This window comes from Rhodococcus rhodnii NBRC 100604 (genome assembly GCF_001894925.1).
In the GTDB taxonomy this organism is placed as follows: domain Bacteria; phylum Actinomycetota; class Actinomycetes; order Mycobacteriales; family Mycobacteriaceae; genus Rhodococcus_F; species Rhodococcus_F rhodnii.
Window position 1 is genome coordinate 144852 of record NZ_BCXD01000010.1, and the last position, 15783, is coordinate 160634.

Here is a 15783-nt window from a genome sequence, read left to right on the forward strand (position 1 = left end):
AGACGATCTGCGGCACCTGGCACCGCGTCGCGAGCGGGCTGCAACCCGTCCTCGGCGAGCTGATCCGCGGCCTCGACTCCGTGGCGGCCGACGGCGACAGCATCGAGCGTGCGCGCGGAGATCTCACGGCTGCGCAGACGTCTCGGCGGACTCGTCGCGACCCGGCCCTACCGCTTCACGGACGGCGTGACCGCCGAGTTACGCCCGCGTTCCGTCACGTGACGGCGTTGCCGGCCTTCCACGTCTCCCAGGGGATGTTCCAGTCGCCCAGGCCGTCGGTGCCGGGAAGCGTGGGTCCGACGGTGTTCTTCACGACGACGATGTCGCCGCGCTTGGTGTTGTCGAAGACCCATTTGGCGTTCGCAGGGCTGAGGTTGAGGCAGCCGTGGCTGGTGTTGCTGTAGCCCTGCTGCCCCACCGACCACGGTGCGGAGTGGAAGAAGATGCCGCTGTACGACATTCGCGTCGCCCAGTCGACCGGGGTGCGGTAGCCGTCGGCCGAGTCGACCGCGACACCGTAGGTCGACGAGTCCATCACCATGTGATCGAAGCGGTCACCGATGATGTAGACACCGTTGGGCGTGGGGGTGTCGTCCTTACCCATCGACGTCGGCATCGTCATGATCACCTCGCCGTTGCGCTCGAAGGTGACCTGCTTGGTGTTGTCGTCGGCGGTCGCGACGATCGCATCGCCGATCGTGAAGTTCGAATGGACGTCGCGCTGGCCGAACAGCCCGTCGCCCAGGTCGACGCCGTACGTCTTCACGTCCACGTTCACCGCGGTGCCGGGGGCCCAGTAGTTCTGCGGGCGCCACCGCACCTCGCGGTTGTTCACCCAGTAGAACGCGCCCTCGACGGGCGGGTTCGTGGTGATGGTGATCGCGTCCTGCGCCGCCTGCCGGTCCGGGATGTTCTCGTCGAACTGGATCGCCACGGGCTGACCGATGCCGACGACGGCGTTCTCGGACGGGAGAACGTATGCCTGCGTGAGGTTTCCGGGCGAGCTCGTCGCGAATCCGGTCGAGGAGAGGGTCTTGCCGCCGAGCCCGTTGGCCGCGGAGTCGATGCGGTACTGGTTGTTGTAGCCGAGCGGTTCGGTCGTGGTCCACGTCGCGCGATCGGGCGCGAGTTCGCCGGCGACGACGTGATTCGTCGCCGTGTTCACCATGGTGACCGTCTCGAGCGTGCCGCCCGCGACCTCGACCGTGACGGGCTGAGCGGGCGAGACACCGACCGCACCGTCGGCGGCCGAGGGCGTCACGACGGGCTTGATGAGCTCGGTCACGGGATTCGAGTCGATCGGAGCCTGGCCCTCGGTCGACACCGAGCCGCCCGCCGAGCAACCCGCGACGGCGAGCGCCACGACTGCAGCGAACGCCGGGACGATCAGGCCGGGGCGCACGACCCGGCGCGACGACCGACCGGCAGCGCGCGCGGAGGACACCTTCATCGAAACCCCACTTCACGTTCTCGTTACCTGCACACGTCCACGCAGACCGGTCACGCGATGCGGACTCCGGCGCTTCGAGATCGTGTCTTCACATGATGCCAGGGGCGCGGCGCGGCGACCAACCTCTCCCATGCCAGATATGTAACGTTCGAATAACCTCCGCGACTCGTCGGCAAACCGCCTCAGTCGAGGGCAGGGGCGCCGCGCTCCGCTTCCTCCGCGACCCTGCGCAGCAGTTCCGACGGCGACATTCCGATCGCCGTCGCGAACCGCGCGATGTCCCGAGTGTCCAGCGCAATCGACCCGTTCACGCGCATCGCCGCCCACTGCGGGTTCTCGTCCAGCCGGCGGGCCAATTCGCGGCCCGAGATGCGCCGTCGCGCCATCTCGGCCCTCACCTCACCGGCGAAGAGATCGCAGAACCGCTGCGCGTCCGATGCGTCGTGCTGGTCGTCCATGCCGAAATCGTACGTCCGGTACGGATTAGTTCCCACATCGAGATCGAAGAATGATGCGCAAAGGTATCGATATCTGTATGCCTTCAAGGAATAATGGATGATGTGATCATCATGCTCTCGAAGTCGGGTCTTTGGACCCTCGACGTTCGATCTGGTCGTCGTCGTGCTCGTCGTGTTCGCCCTCGCGCTGACGCATCCGCACACTCGCACCGTCGCCCCGAACGAGCCCGTGATCAACGCCGCGCCGGTCGCGACCGCACCCGACATCGCCCGCAGACGCAGGCAGGACCGCATCGAGGTGAGGGGACCCGGCCCGACACTGCTCGCCGGGAAACCCGTGCCGTCGGCCACGACCGCATCGGGCCACCTCCGGCACGGAGTCGTCGTGCTCGGGGCAGTCGCGATCGGCGATCCACACGACCTCCGGCCCGCACCGCCGTCGCTGCCCTGGTTCTCGGTGGCACCCGACAGTGACGAACGCGACCTGACCGCGGCCTTCGGCGAACTCCTCCGCACAGTGCGTGCACACCGCGCCTCGGGACGCTACGCCGACATCCGCGAGATCCACATCGACGTGCTCGAAGAACGCATTGCCCGCCGCTGAGGCGCGGCGGCCGGCGTGGGGAACAGACGCAGAAAAGCACTCGGGGCCGGTACCACCGAAGTGGTACCGGCCCCGAGTGCCTTTTGTGCGCCATCACGGGCTCGAACCGCGGACCCGCTGATTAAGAGTCAGCTGCTCTACCAACTGAGCTAATGGCGCGTGCGCCGCCTTCTCGGACCGATGTCCTCGTCGGCAACGAGGAGAACAGTAACCGACTCGCGCGGGCTAGTGCAAATCGCCTCTCAGCGCCGGATCCGGCGGACGACGAACAGCCCGACGACCGTCCCGACCACGGCGATCGCACCGTACTTCACGGCCGGCGTGTCCAGCTTGGCGCGGAGCGAGTTCTTCGTCGTCTCGGCGATGCGCTTGGGATTCGCGCGAAATGCGAGCTCGTCGAGCGTGCTCGCGAGCTGATTGCGCGCGTGCTCGATGTCGCGCTCGATGCTCTCGGTATCCCGTGCCACCGTGTCCTCCTGTGCTCGTGCTTCTCGCGTGCGATCGCGATCTCGGATCGAGACTAGAGGACGCCGCGCCGTCGGGAGGTGTTCGCCGCGGCACCGGCGCACACGGGCGGTCTCGAACTGTCACGGCGTCCCGCTGTCACGGCGTCGCGGTAGCGTGAGCGTCGTGACGGACAACAGACTCGCGCCCGGTGACGCGGCGCCCGCCTTCACCCTTCCCGACGCCGACGGCAACGCCGTCTCGCTGAGCGATTACGCAGGCCGCAAAGTGGTCGTCTACTTCTATCCCGCGGCGAGCACACCGGGATGCACCAAGCAGGCGTGCGACTTCCGCGACAACCTCGCGGAGCTCAGCGGCGCGGGTATCGACGTCGTCGGCATCTCGCCCGACGCGCCCGCCAAGCTCGCGAAGTTCCGCGACAAGGAAGGTCTCACCTTCCCGCTGCTCTCGGACACCGACAAGTCCACGCTCGCGGCGTGGGGCGCGTTCGGCGAGAAGAAGATGTACGGCAAGACCGTCACCGGCGTGATCCGCTCCACCTTCCTCGTCGACGAGGAGGGCCGGATCGAGGTCGCACAGTACAACGTGCGCGCGACGGGTCACGTCGCGAAACTCCGCCGCGACCTGAAGGTCTGAGCGCGCGGTGCTCGGAAACCGCTCCCTCAACGACTAGCCTGGGCGCGTGACGTCTTCAGCGAACGCACCGCGGACCACGCGGCGCGCCGACCCGGCTCTCGAGTCGGGCACGGAGCCGCAGGAGCTGTTGCCGCGTCGCAGGCCCACGCAGGAGCGGAGTCGGCGCAAGTTCGAAGCGCTGCTGTCGGCGTCGCGAGAGCTGCTCGTCGACGTCGGCTTCGAGTCGTTCACGTGCGAAGAGGTGGCGTCACGCGCCGACGTCCCGATCGGGACGCTGTATCAGTTCTTCGCGAACAAGTACGTCATCGTGTGCGAACTCGACCGGCAGGACCTCGTCGGCGTTCAGCACGAGCTCGCCCAGTTCGACGGCGAGATCCCGTCGCTCGACTGGCTGCGCTTTCTCAACACCTTCGTCGATCATCTCGCGGGCCTGTGGACGACCGATCCGTCGCGGCGGGAGGTGTGGCTCGCGATGCAGTCCACGCCGTCGACGCGCGCGACCGGCGCGATCCACGAACGAGCACTCGCGGAGCAGATCACGCGCATGCTCACGCCGCTCACACCGGACACGCCTCCCGAACGGCGTCACACGATGGCGCAGGTCCTCGTGCACGTCGTCTATTCGATGCTGGGTTTCTCGGTGCAGGGCGATCAGACGCGCGAGGACGCCGTGGCCGAGCTCAAGCGCCTCATGGGCGCGTATCTGTCGGTCGCGGAGAAGGAATCGCGGATGCAGCACCGCCGCGCCGCTCGCGCCGGGGAGCGCGAACGGCCACGGCGGCTCTGAGATCGGGCGGGCCCTGACGTCCGGAGAGCTCCGACGTCCGGGGCTCGGATACCCCCGGAGCCTCACTCCCCCTCGGGGATCCGGTCTCCCTCGAGGACGACGAACGCCCCGGCCATGTCGCCGTCGTGAGTGAGCGAGACGTGCAGGCTCGTCCCGGCGAGGGCCGTCGCGACCTCACCGGCGAGCCGGATCGCCGGTCTCCCCCACGCGTCCGTCACGACTTCGACGAGGTGATGGATGCCCTCGGCCGTGACGGGCGGGCGGCCGTGGATCGACGCCGACCACGCCTTGATCACCGCTTCCTTCGCCGCCCATCGCGCCGCGAAATGCCGTGCGCGGTCGGTCTCCCGGCGTGCGACGTCGCGCCGCTCCCCCGGGGTGAACGATGTGAGGACGGTCGTCCCGGGGCGGTCGAGGAGCTCACGGAACTCCCCGACCGCCACCAGGTCGAACCCGATACCGAGTATCGCCACCGTCAGCGGCATCCCGTCGCGTCGAAGACGTCGTCGTCGCCGAGACGCGCGTCCTCGGACACCAGCATCGCCGCTTCGAGGGCGTGCGCGGCGTCGCCGTCGCCACCGAGACGTCGTGCCGCGGGACGCTCGTAGAGGGCGTCGCCGCCGTACATCGCCGCGAGCAGCCGGCGGTTTCCGTCGACGAGCCGCCGGCTCGCCGCGGCGCGGTACTGCTCGCGCCGCTCGGCGGGAAGCGCCGCGACGAACGCCTCGGGGTGCGCGACCGCGATGAGACCCGACACGTGCCCGAAGCCGAGCGAGGTGAGCAGGCCCGCACGCAGCGGCAGCGAGTCACCGAACCGAAGCGGCTCCCGCGCCCACACCAGGTGGTCGTTCTCGGCCATCACCTCGTCGAGGCAGTCGAGGCTGCGGTTCGGCGGCACGACGCCGCTCGACAGCAACTGGCAGAGCCCGATGAGCTGGAACGCCGCGGCGCCGCCCTTCGCGTGCCCCGTCAGCGTCTTCTGCGACACGACGAACAGCGGTGCACCGGTGGACCGTCCCAGCGCGGACGCGAGGCGCTCGTGGAGTTCCGCCTCGTTCGGATCGTTCGCGGCGGTCGACGTGTCGTGCTTCGACACGACGGCGACGTCGTCGGCGCCGAGCCCGAGTGTCCGCAGTCCCCGTGCGAGACCGGAGTTCTCGCCGCCCCGGCCCGCACCGAGCGCACCGAGTCCCGGTGCGGGGATCGACGTGTGCACACCGTCCGAGAACGATCCCGCGTACGCGACGACACCGAGCACCGGCAGCCCCATCTCGAGCGCGAGGTCGCCGCGCGCGAGCAGAACCGTTCCGCCGCCCTGTGATTCGACGAATCCGCCGCGTCGGCGGTCACCGGCCCTCGAGAACCGTCGATCGTCGATGCCCTTCGCGCGCATCGCGTCGGTCTTCGCGGTCGCGGACATGTCGCCGAATCCGACGATGCCCTCGATCCCGAGGTCGTCGAATCCGCCGGCGACGGCGAACTGCGCCTTGCCGAGCGTGATCTTGTCGACGGCCTCCTCGACCGACACCGCGGCGGTCGCGCACGCGGCGACGGGGTGCACCATCGACCCGTAGCCACCGACGTACGACTGCACGACGTGCGCGGCGATGACGTTCGGGAGTGCTTCCTGCAGGATGTCGTTCGCGCGGTTCTCGCCGAGCAGCGTGTCGATGTAGAGCGAGCGCATCGACGTCATGCCGCCCATACCGGTGCCCTGCGTGTTGGCGACCAGCGAGGGGTGGACCCACCGCAGCAACTCGCTCGGCGTGAACCCTGCCGTGAGGAAGGCATCGACGGTCGCGACGATGTTCCACAGGCCGACGCGGTCGACCGAACCCGCCATGTCTGCGGGGATTCCCCACGCCTGGACGTCGAAGCCCGTGGGGATCTGCCCGCCGACGGACCGGCTGAGCGTGACCTTGCGCGGCACGCGGATCTCGGTGCCGGCGCGCCGGGTCACGGTCCATTCGCCGCTCTCCGGGTCGACGGCGGCCGACGTGTTGGCCGGGTCGGCGTCGACGAACGCACGCGCCTCGCCCTCGCCACCGACGACGAACGACAGATCGCGATCGAGGAACACCGACGACAACAGCGGCGCCGTGTTCTCGACCATCGCGCCGTCGTCCTCGTAGCGACGGATCCCGCACCGTTCCACGACCGTGTCGTGGTACAGGTCCCAGATGTCGGCTTCGGCGACCGGCTCCCCCGTCTCGGCGTCGTACCAGCCGGGCTTCGGGGTCTGCTCCCACGTGAGGAGCCCTGTGCTCCAGGCGAGTTCGAGGACGCCGGCAGCGGACAGTTCGCCGTCGACCTCCATCTCGAAGCGCGTGCGAGCCGAGCCGTACGGGCCGAGTTCGCCCGCACCGACGATCACGACGAGTTCGGCGGGTTCGACATCGAGGTCGGCCCACGCCGGAGCCGTCACCGGCTGCGGGCGCGGCGGCGCGGGCAGCGCCGCGATGGTCGCGTCCTCGGCGGTTTCCTCCGCTGCGACGGTTCGCTCGGCCTGCTCGGCCGCCGACCGCGCGAGTGCGGCCAGATCGAGCCCCGCATCGGCGAGGCCACCTGTGAGATCGAGCGCGACGGGCGCACTCCGCGCGTCGCGACGGGTCTCGGCCGTGCACGCCGCGAGCAGTTCCGTCGCCATCTCGTCGGTCGACCACGTCCGGACGCCCGCGGCCTCGACGGCCTCGACGAGCGGGTCGTTGCCGCCCATCAGGCCCGTGCCTCGCACCCATCCGATCGACGCGTGCACGAGAGTGATGCGCTCGGACCACGATTCGGACGTCCACTTCGCGACGACGGCGTCGAGGGCAGCCTTGGCCTCGCCGTATGCACCGTCTCCGCCGAACGTGCCGCGGTTGGGCGAGCCGGGGAGCACGACGTGGAGCGTCGAGTCGACGGCGGTGTCGGCGCCGAGCCGGCCCATCCCGGTGACGAGACGCTCGACCGACCACAGCAGCACGCGCATCTCGGTCTCCGCGCGGCCCGAGACGTCGGCCATCGAACCGGCGACGCGGGGGGCGGCGAACGGGAACAGCAACGTCGGGCTCAGCGTCGGCTTGACGAGAGTCGATGTGCCACCGGCGGAGTCGTACTGCGCGCCGCCGATCCACTCGGTGAGCGCGTCGACGTCGGCGTAGGACGCCATGTTCGCCGGAACGACCCACAGCGCCGCACCGGCACGCGCGGTGTCGCGGTAGAGCGTGCGATAGAACGCGAGCTTGTCGGAGCCGAGCGAGGACGTCGTCGCGACGACCGTCGCACCTCCCGCGAGGAGCCGGCCGACCACCGAGGCGGCGATCGAACCCGTTCCCGCGCCGGTCACGACGGCGGTCTCGCCCGCCCACGGACCGGGTGCGGTCTCCTGCGCGGCCAGCGCGATCCGTGCGTACCGTGCCGCGAGGTCGCCGAGACCGGCGTCCTCTGCGCGATCGCGCCACCACTGCGCGTGCTCGGCGAGCGCGTCGCCGGCACCGACGAAGCTCTCGTGCGAGAGTTCGCGTTCCCCGGTCCACGCGAGCGCGAGATCCTCACGTGCGCTGGCCCAGCGATCGTCGAAGAGCACTGCCTTCGCGGCGTCGAATCGCGGCGCGACGACGCGGTGCCAGTCGCTGCCGAGTTCGGCCGCGACGAGGTCCGCGAGGTCGTCGTCGGTATGCGCGTCGCCGAACGCCGACGCGGTGTCGGGTGCATGCCCGAGCTGCTCGAGAACGAGGCGAGCTGCCGATGCGAGCACTCCCGAACGGCCCGTGAGGGTTTCGGTGAACTCACCCAGCGCACCCGCGTCGATCGTCGCGCCGCCGGCGTCACCGCTGCTCGGCAGGGAGACGGCGACACCGCGCGCCGCAGCGACGGCCGCGACGGCGTCGTCGATCGCCGCATCGACGGCCGCGCCGTCCGCCAGCGAGGTACCGAACGTCGCGAGATCGCCACCGCGCACGCTCGCGCCGTCACGGGTGCCCAGCGCGAGCTGCGCCGTCACGTGCTGCGCCCAGCCGTCACCGAGCTGCCACACCGTCCGGACACGATCGCCGATCGCTCCGGGACGCTTCCCGGACGGCCCGAACAGCTTGCGGACGTGATCGCCGATCGAGTCGGTGAGCACGGGGCCGAGCGGCCGGTAGGTGCGGGCGAGCGAGGTGACGGTCGCCCCGAGTGCCGTCATGTCGGCGTCCGCGGCACCGTCGATCGCCCCGAGCGACAGCTCGGATCCGAGGTCGACGAGCAGCTGGTTGCGCCGCGAGGACACCCCGTCGCACAGTGCCTCGATCGTGTCGGCCGGGCCGATCTGATCGGGGCGCAGCTTGGTCCACAGCGCGATGAGCGTCGTCGTGGCATCGGCTGCCGTGAAGGCGATGTCGTCGGGACGAGGCCCGGCCGAGGCTGGCGCTGCGGCGGGAGCCGGGGCACTCGCGGCAGCGGCCGGAGCCGGTGCCGCGTCCGCGACCTCTGCGGGCTCGTCGTCGATCGGCGCGGGATCGACGTCGGTGTCGTAGACGACGCTCGCCTCGCGCTCGATGTTGAGCACCTCGACGGGCCCGCCAACCCGGCCGGGCAGCGCGAGCGTCTGGGTCGCGAGGTTCGCCACCGTCGGGACGGCCGCGAGACCGACCTCGACGAACCGCTCGGCACCGAGCCCGCCCTCGGATTCCGGTGCGAACAGCAGGTCCTGCGTCTCGATCCAGCGGACCGGGCTCGCGAACTGCCATGCGAGCAGTTCGATGAGGACGATGCGCGTCAGCGCGACCGGATCCGCGGCGTACGAGTCGAAGTCGGCGAGCACGGCCGAAAGCGGCTCCGACGGCACGAGATCGGCGATCTTCGCGACGAAATCCCGTGCGAGCGAGAATGGTTCGGGAACGAGATTCGGGATGTAGCGGCCGACGAGGATCTCCGGTTCGATGCGCTCGGGCAGCAACTCGTCCAGCCGCGCACGGAAATCGGGCACGCCACCGCGCAGGACGGCCGAGTGGAACGGCACGTCGATGCCGGGGACCAGGATGAACGACCGCTTGCCACCGTGCGCGAGCCGCCGTTCGTCGGCGACCTTCTCGAACTCGGCGAGCCCGGCGACGGTGCCCGCGATCGCGTACTGCGAGCCCCGCAGGTTGAGGTTGACGACCTGGAGGAACTCACCCGTCCGCTCGGCCACGCCGGCGACGAAGTCCGCGACGTCGGCGTCGTCGATTCCCATCTGCGACGGGCGGATCGCGGCCATCCGGTAGTCCGACCGGCCCTCCTCGTCACGCGGGACGAGTTCGTGCATCGCCGAACCGCGCTGGAAGACGACCTCGAGAACGGCCTCGAGCGGGAGCACTCCCGCGACCGCGGCGAGTGCGTTGTACTCACCGACCGAGTGGCCCGCGAGCAGCGCGTCCGGTACGAACGCCCCCGCCTCGCGCAGCTCGGCGATCTGCGCGACACCGAGCGTCGCCATCGCGACCTGGGTGAACTGCGTCAGATGCAGTACGCCGTCGGGATGCCGATGCGTGACGCCGCGCGCGGTCACCTCGGTCGGATTGTCGCGGACGACAGCGAGAATGGAGAAGCCGAGCGCCTCACGCGTGTGCGCGTCGGCCCGCTCCCACACCTCGCGTGCCGCTGCGGAACGGCTCCGGGCGTCGAGACCCATGCCCTTGCGCTGGATTCCCTGGCCGGGGAACGCGTAGACGGTGCGCGGCGCTGCGAGGCGGCCGGTCGCCACCATGACGACGTCGCCGTCGACGCGGCACTGCACCTCGACGATCTCGGCGCCCTCGCCCGCACCGACACGCTCGACGCGGACCGCGATCCGCGCTCCGGGGCGCACCATGCCGAGGAACCGCGCCGTCCAGCCGGTCAGCCGCCGGGCGGGAACTCCCGCGGCCGGGTCGATCGCGGTCACCGCGTGCTGCGCCGCCGCCGACAGCCACATGCCGTGGACGATGGGATCACCGAGGCCCGCGAGCCGCGCGGCGTTGGCCGAGGTGTGAATCGGGTTGTGGTCGCCCGACACTCGCGCGAAGGCGTCGAGGAACATCGGGGCCGTGATCGTCGTCTCGCGGCGGGTGCGGCGAGGCGTGTCGCGCATCGTGTCGTCGGCCGTGCCACCGGCACGGACGGGATCACCGGCAGGCGACGACCCGAGCCGGCCGCGGATCGCGAACCGCTCGACGAGACGCGCGAGAATCGGCGCGCCGAGTCCGTCGTCGCCGAGCATCGCGCCGACCTCGACGTGTACCTCGACGACGCGGCCGACCTCGGTGTCGGACACCGACACCGCCTCGGCCCGCACGACGAGCACACCGGTCTCGGTCGGCAGCGGCGACACGAGTTCGACGGCGTGATCGAGATGAACCAGGTCGAGCATGCCCTCGATCACCGCGACGGGGTCGGCACCCGGCGTCCTGGCGTCGCCCAGCGCCGCGAACACCGCGGGCCAGCACGCGCCGACGACGACGTCGGGAACACCGGCGCTCGCGGGATGGAGGTCGTCGACGAGGCCGGCCGCGGTCACGCCGGTGTGATCGGCGACGAGGTCCGGGACCCACGCGACGTTCGTGCGCGCCACGCCCCGCTTGACCTCCGGCAGTTCGCTGCCCGCGGCGACCGACGACAGCGACCGCATGGCCGCTTCGGCATCCGCGAGCCGGACCACCGGCACGCCCCCGTCGGACACCGACGCGGGGACCTCGATTCGGATCGACACGGTCGCGCCGGGCGCGACGGGAACGTCGAGCCGCACACTGCCGTCGTCCGCCTGCTCGAGGACGGCACCGGTAGGGCCGTGGACGCCGCGCATCGCGTCCTCGTGCTCCCATGCGCCGAGATCACCCAGGCGATGGACCGGGTTCTGCGTGAAGCGTCCCGCCCACTCGACGTTCGGCGACGACAGCACCGCGACGAGGGGGCTGCGGGCGACGTCGCCGCTGCCGCGACGTGCGAACACCGTGCGCGCGGTCCGTCCCGACGCGACCAGCCCGTCGTAGGCTGCGAGTTCGAACCGGTCGAGAAGCTCCCCGACGGGCTCGTCGGCGCGCGTGATGCCCGCGACCGAGACGGTTCCCGGGATCACGCACACCTGGTCCGCCGACCAGCGCGCATCGTGCGCCTGCCACAGCGAATCCGAACGCCACCAGCGGCGGACGTCCGCGTCGACGACGGGAACGAAGTTCACGGGCTTTCCGGGCGAACGGCACAGCTCGACGAAGAATCCGACATCCGCAGGATGCAGGATCGTGCTGCCGAGATCCTCGAATGCCGCCGCGAGCGTGCACATGGCCGCCTCGGGCTGCTCCAGCGACGCCGCATCGGCGAAGCGCGTGACGATCGGGCCGCGCGTGATGTCGTGCAGCCGGGCCTCGGTGCGCTGCAGCATCTTCTGGAAGCGCTCGCGCCAGCTCACGTCGAGCCAGCGGCTCGTCGCGCTCTCGGTGATCGCCTCGGCGAACTCGCCGCCGCAGTCGAACTCCGCTGCGGCGTCGATGCCGACGGCGAGTTCGAGATAGCGGCGGAGCCACTGCTCGTAGGTCATCTCCGCGACGTCGCCGAAGTACGGCTTCGCGGTGAGATCGAGCGCGGCGACGATCTCGTCCCGCCGCTCGGCGACGGCGTCCGCGTCCCCCGCGACCTCGTCGAGAAGCCGGCCGGTGCGCGAGGCCGCGTTGTCGATCTCGTGGATATCGGCGCCGAGCTGGCTTCGACCCGACGCGACGCCGCCCAGTGCGGTGCCCGCGCCGACCCAGTCGGGGGTTCCCTGCGTCTCGACGAGCAACCGCTTGACGTCCGGACTCGTCGTCGCCTCGAGCGTCGCCATCGCGGCCGTGCCGACGAGGATTCCGTCGACCGGCATCGCCGGATGATCGTGCGCGTGCGCCCATGTGCCGGTGAGGTATTCGGCCGCGCGCTCGGGGGTGCCGATGCCGCCGCCGACGCACACCACGAGATTCGGTGTCGCGCGCAGCTCGGCGTAGGTGGCGAGCAGCAGATCGTCGAGGTCCTCCCACGAGTGGTGGCCGCCCGCGCGGCCGCCCTCGATGTGCGCGATGACCGGATGATCGCCCACCGCACGCGCGATCGCGACGACGGACCGGATCTGCGCGACGGTTCCGGGCTTGAACGCGACGTGCCCGATCCCTGCGTCGACGAGTTCGCTCACCAGCGCGACGGCCTCGTCGAGCTCGGGGATCCCGGCAGTGACGACGACGCCGTCGATCGGCGCGCCCGCCGCGCGAGCGCGCTGCACGAGGCGCTTGCCGCCGATGTGCAGCTTCCACAGGTACGGGTCGAGGAACATCGAGTTGAACTGGACCGCACGGCCCGGTTCGAGGAGCGTCTCGAGTTCGGCGATCCGGTCGGTGAAGATCTCCTCGGTGACCTGGCCACCTCCCGCGAGTTCGGCCCAGTGGCCGGCGTTCGCAGCAGCAGCGACGATCGGGGCGTCGACCGTCGTCGGCGTCATCCCGGCGAGCAGGATCGGCGAGCGTCCCGTGACACGCGTGAACGCGGTCTCGACACCGCGGCGTCCGCCGGGCAGCGTCACGGGGACCGGCGCGAACGTCGACCACGCGGGCGGAACGACGGGAGCCGAACCCGCGCGCAGCAGTTCGTCGCGGCCGTCGGGCGTGGTCACCGAGATCGTTCCGACCCCGGTTCCCCGTGCGTTCGCGCGGGTGAGCCGGCCGACGACGTCGCCGGGACCGAGATCGAGAATCCAGTCGGCGCCCTGCTCGACGACCGCGTCGACGGACGCCACCCAGTCGACGGGATCGACGAGCACGGCGGCGGCCAGCGTCTGCGCGTCGTCGATCCGCAGCACGCACCGCTCCGCCCATGCGAGGGCGAGCTCGGCGGCCTCTGCCATGGCCGGATGGTGGAAGCCGACCTCGGCTGTGACGGTCTCGAACACGGGTGCGAAGACCGCGCCGCCACGCTTCTTGGCGTCGCGAGCACGAGTCTGCTCGGCGGTGACGGCAGCACACCGAGCCTCGACGAGGGCGAGCTCGGCCGGGCTGCCCGTCAGCACGACGCGGCGACGGCCGTTGCGGATCGAGATCTCGATCCCGTGCTCGCGGTCGCTGCCAGCGAGCACCTCGCGAATCTGTTCGGGCGTGGCACCGGACACGGCGACCATCGGTGCGCCGCCGGCCCGGGACGTCAGACCCCGGCGGCGGCCGACGAGCGTCGCCGCCGCGCCGAGCAACTGCGCGAAGGCCAGGAGATCGGCGTGCCGGTCCGGCTCGACGCGCGTTGCCGCGGCCGCGAGCACTCCCTGGGAGTGGCCGGCGACGGCGACGGGGGGCATCGCCTCGATGTCGAGTCCCCAGTCGCTCAGCGCGCGCAACGCCGCGAGTTGCGTAGTCAGCACACCCGGCATCGACACCGCGGCCGAGCCGAGTTCGGCGTCGGCGACCGATGCCGGGGACGGTTCCGCGGCGTCGCTCTCGTCGTCGCTGCGCACCTCGGCTCGCTCGGCGAGCCAGCGCACCGGGTCGAACGCCGCCGGGCGGGCCGGCAGGAGTTCGTCGGCGACGGGCGCGAGCAGGCCGCGTGCGCGATCGGTCAGGGCGGTCAGGTGCGAGTCCAGGGCGTGCGATCGCGTGATCTCGCCCAGGGTGTCGAGCCACGGCGCGCCCTGGCCCGCGAAGGTGAGTGCATACGGTCGGCCGTCGCGCAGCGCGTCGATGACCGCGTGGCCTGGCATCACGCGGGTGTCGCGACCGCGCGCGGAGATGTCGTCGCGTCGGTTCGAGTCGTCGATCGTCACGCAGAGGTCCTCTCGTCTCGGCGGACGAGTCGCCGAACAGCTCGCGACCCGTCGGGTGAACAGCAACGAGAGTGGCACACAATCGTGAGGCTTTCCTCATGTTTGCCTGTGAGACGGGTGGCCAGAGGGTGAATTTCAGTGACCCACCCCACTCGCGTCTCCGCATGTGACCGACGAGTAGCTGGCGAACCGGCAGGTGGCCCCCACTCGCCACCCCCACCGGACATGAGGCCGCCCTCATGTTGATCGTTATGAAACCGTTACTCACCCACTGCCGGGTGGTCACGACGACGAGAGCCGCCCACGCAAGATTGCGTGGGCGGCTCTCGCGGAAGCAGTGCCAGTCAGAAGATGCTCGGGCGTCAGACCTCGAGCGAACGCTCCGGCTCCGGTTCGGCTGCGCGGTGCGTCGCCAGTTCGGCCATCAGGCCGGCGTTCACGCGCTCGAGCGCGACGTTGCGCGCCTCCAGATCGAGAATCTCGCGGATACCCGTCAGGTTCACACCGAGCTCGATGAGTTCGGAGATCCTTGCGAGTCGTTCGAGATCGTCCTGACTGTAGCGTCGCGTGCCGCCGCCGGTACGGGTCGGCGTCAGCAGACCACGACGCTCGTACAGTCGCAGGGTCTGCGGACCGATGCCGCTCAGCTCGGCCGTGACCGAGATTCCGTACACACCCCGTGACGTTGCCGATGACCGAGCCGGTGCCGCTGCGGGTGCCGACTGTCGCGTCGATTGCGGTTGTCCAGGCGAGTTCACAGAAGCCTCCTCGAGAAGAGAGTCTGCTCGCTTGTCGTCCTCACTCCCGCGATCCTATCACCGGTGGCTTCAGCGAATGTGTCGCGGGCACCACAAGTAACTTCATCACCCGGTCTCGTCGGCGCAGCCGCGCCCCGCAGGTACACGTCGATCACGCAGTGGGCCCCAATCTGTCGGCCTCCCCGCCTTCGGCCGGCGGCGCCTGCGGCACGTCACGCAGCGCGAGCGGCGCCACGGTGATCCGCGGATCGAAGCCGTTCCTGTCCTCCTCCGCGGTCACCGCCGCGACCGCGCGGTCGTACGCGTCGACGAGCCACGGATCGGTACTCGACGCCACCTCGTGGACGCCGCCGTCGCTTTCGCGCAGCAGGCGGACGACCCACAGCGCCGACTCCAACCGGTCGTCGTCGAGTCCGCCGACGGCGTTTGTGGCGATCAGATGACGGCTGAGTTCGAAGTCGACACGGATCGCGTAGTTGTCTCCGTGATCCACTATGGTCGCGGGGCGATTCGTCGCGGCTGCGAGCGCCATCAGCGCATCGCCGTACAGTTCCTCGTGATACTTCTTCCGCGGCATCCGAGCCTTTCCCGGGGACACGGACCGCTTCGCCTGGGCGGCACGATCCTCATCGCAAGCGAGCCGATCGGCCCACTCGTCAGTAATCCGGATCCTAAAACACCGATTCGCGCAGGACACGGGACGGTGGGCCCGACGTGAGCCGTACCTCGTTCGGCGCCGAACGCTCTTCTCCCCCACGGGCCGCACCAAATATGTATTCTCGGAGACAGGTTTTCCGAATACCCAGGGCAGACGTCCTCACGAACAGCCCTACAGCCAGTGCTCGCTGCTGCCGGCCGTTCGGAATCCTCTCGCAGA

The 15783-nt window shown here is 70.3% G+C and carries 10 protein-coding genes and 1 tRNA gene; 3 read left to right on the top strand and 8 right to left on the bottom strand.

The window, feature by feature from the left end; translation table 11 throughout:
• Positions 1 to 214: 214 nt before the first annotated feature.
• Positions 215 to 1450: a L,D-transpeptidase gene (locus tag RR1_RS09475; RefSeq protein ID WP_040774637.1), complete on the bottom strand. Its 1236-nt coding sequence runs from the start codon at positions 1448 to 1450 to the stop codon at positions 215 to 217.
• 182 nt (positions 1451 to 1632) lie between these two features.
• Positions 1633 to 1908 (bottom strand): helix-turn-helix domain-containing protein, encoded by a 276-nt coding sequence (locus RR1_RS09480; protein ID WP_143153780.1) that lies wholly within the window; start codon positions 1906 to 1908, stop codon positions 1633 to 1635.
• Between the two features lie 163 nt (positions 1909 to 2071).
• Between RR1_RS09480 and RR1_RS09485 the strand changes: the two genes are divergently transcribed.
• Positions 2072 to 2512, top strand: coding sequence for a hypothetical protein (locus tag RR1_RS09485; RefSeq protein ID WP_010839527.1), 441 nt, complete (start codon positions 2072 to 2074; stop codon positions 2510 to 2512).
• Positions 2513 to 2598: 86 nt separating this feature from the next.
• Here the strand turns inward: RR1_RS09485 and RR1_RS09490 are convergent.
• Positions 2599 to 2671, bottom strand: a tRNA-Lys gene (locus RR1_RS09490).
• Positions 2672 to 2754: 83 nt separating this feature from the next.
• Positions 2755 to 2979 (bottom strand): DUF3618 domain-containing protein, encoded by a 225-nt coding sequence (locus tag RR1_RS09495; protein WP_010839528.1) that lies wholly within the window; start codon positions 2977 to 2979, stop codon positions 2755 to 2757.
• A gap of 163 nt (positions 2980 to 3142) precedes the next feature.
• On the opposite strand from RR1_RS09495, the gene bcp reads away from it, so the two are divergent.
• Both bcp and RR1_RS09505 read left to right on the top strand, forming a co-directional pair.
• Positions 3143 to 3613 (top strand): thioredoxin-dependent thiol peroxidase, encoded by a 471-nt coding sequence (gene bcp, locus RR1_RS09500; RefSeq protein WP_040774658.1) that lies wholly within the window; start codon positions 3143 to 3145, stop codon positions 3611 to 3613.
• 46 nt (positions 3614 to 3659) lie between these two features.
• Positions 3660 to 4400 (top strand): TetR/AcrR family transcriptional regulator, encoded by a 741-nt coding sequence (locus tag RR1_RS09505; RefSeq protein ID WP_010839530.1) that lies wholly within the window; start codon positions 3660 to 3662, stop codon positions 4398 to 4400.
• Positions 4401 to 4462: 62 nt separating this feature from the next.
• On the opposite strand, the gene acpS is transcribed toward RR1_RS09505, so the two are convergent.
• The 4 genes from acpS to RR1_RS09525 form a co-directional block, all read right to left on the bottom strand.
• On the bottom strand, positions 4463 to 4873 hold the full coding sequence (gene acpS, locus RR1_RS09510) for a holo-ACP synthase AcpS (RefSeq protein WP_040774660.1): 411 nt from the start codon (positions 4871 to 4873) through the stop codon (positions 4463 to 4465).
• A gap of 2 nt (positions 4874 to 4875) precedes the next feature.
• On the bottom strand, positions 4876 to 14148 hold the full coding sequence (locus RR1_RS09515) for a type I polyketide synthase (protein ID WP_010839532.1): 9273 nt from the start codon (positions 14146 to 14148) through the stop codon (positions 4876 to 4878).
• Positions 14149 to 14510: 362 nt separating this feature from the next.
• Positions 14511 to 14822 (bottom strand): MerR family transcriptional regulator, encoded by a 312-nt coding sequence (locus RR1_RS09520; protein WP_010839533.1) that lies wholly within the window; start codon positions 14820 to 14822, stop codon positions 14511 to 14513.
• Positions 14823 to 15057: 235 nt separating this feature from the next.
• A complete protein-coding gene (locus RR1_RS09525) occupies positions 15058 to 15483 on the bottom strand; it encodes a hypothetical protein (RefSeq protein ID WP_010839534.1) in 426 nt (141 codons plus the stop codon).
• Between the last annotated feature and the right edge of the window lie 300 nt (positions 15484 to 15783).

What these genes read in the sequence shown, in the direction of transcription:
- RR1_RS09475 (WP_040774637.1), bottom strand. Translation starts at nt 1,450, where the DNA reads ATGAAGGTGTCCTCCGCGCGCGCTGCCGGTCGGTCGTCGCGCCGGGTC.
- RR1_RS09480 (WP_143153780.1), bottom strand. Translation starts at nt 1,908, where the DNA reads ATGGACGACCAGCACGACGCATCGGACGCGCAGCGGTTCTGCGATCTC.
- RR1_RS09525 (WP_010839534.1), bottom strand. Translation starts at nt 15,483, where the DNA reads ATGCCGCGGAAGAAGTATCACGAGGAACTGTACGGCGATGCGCTGATG.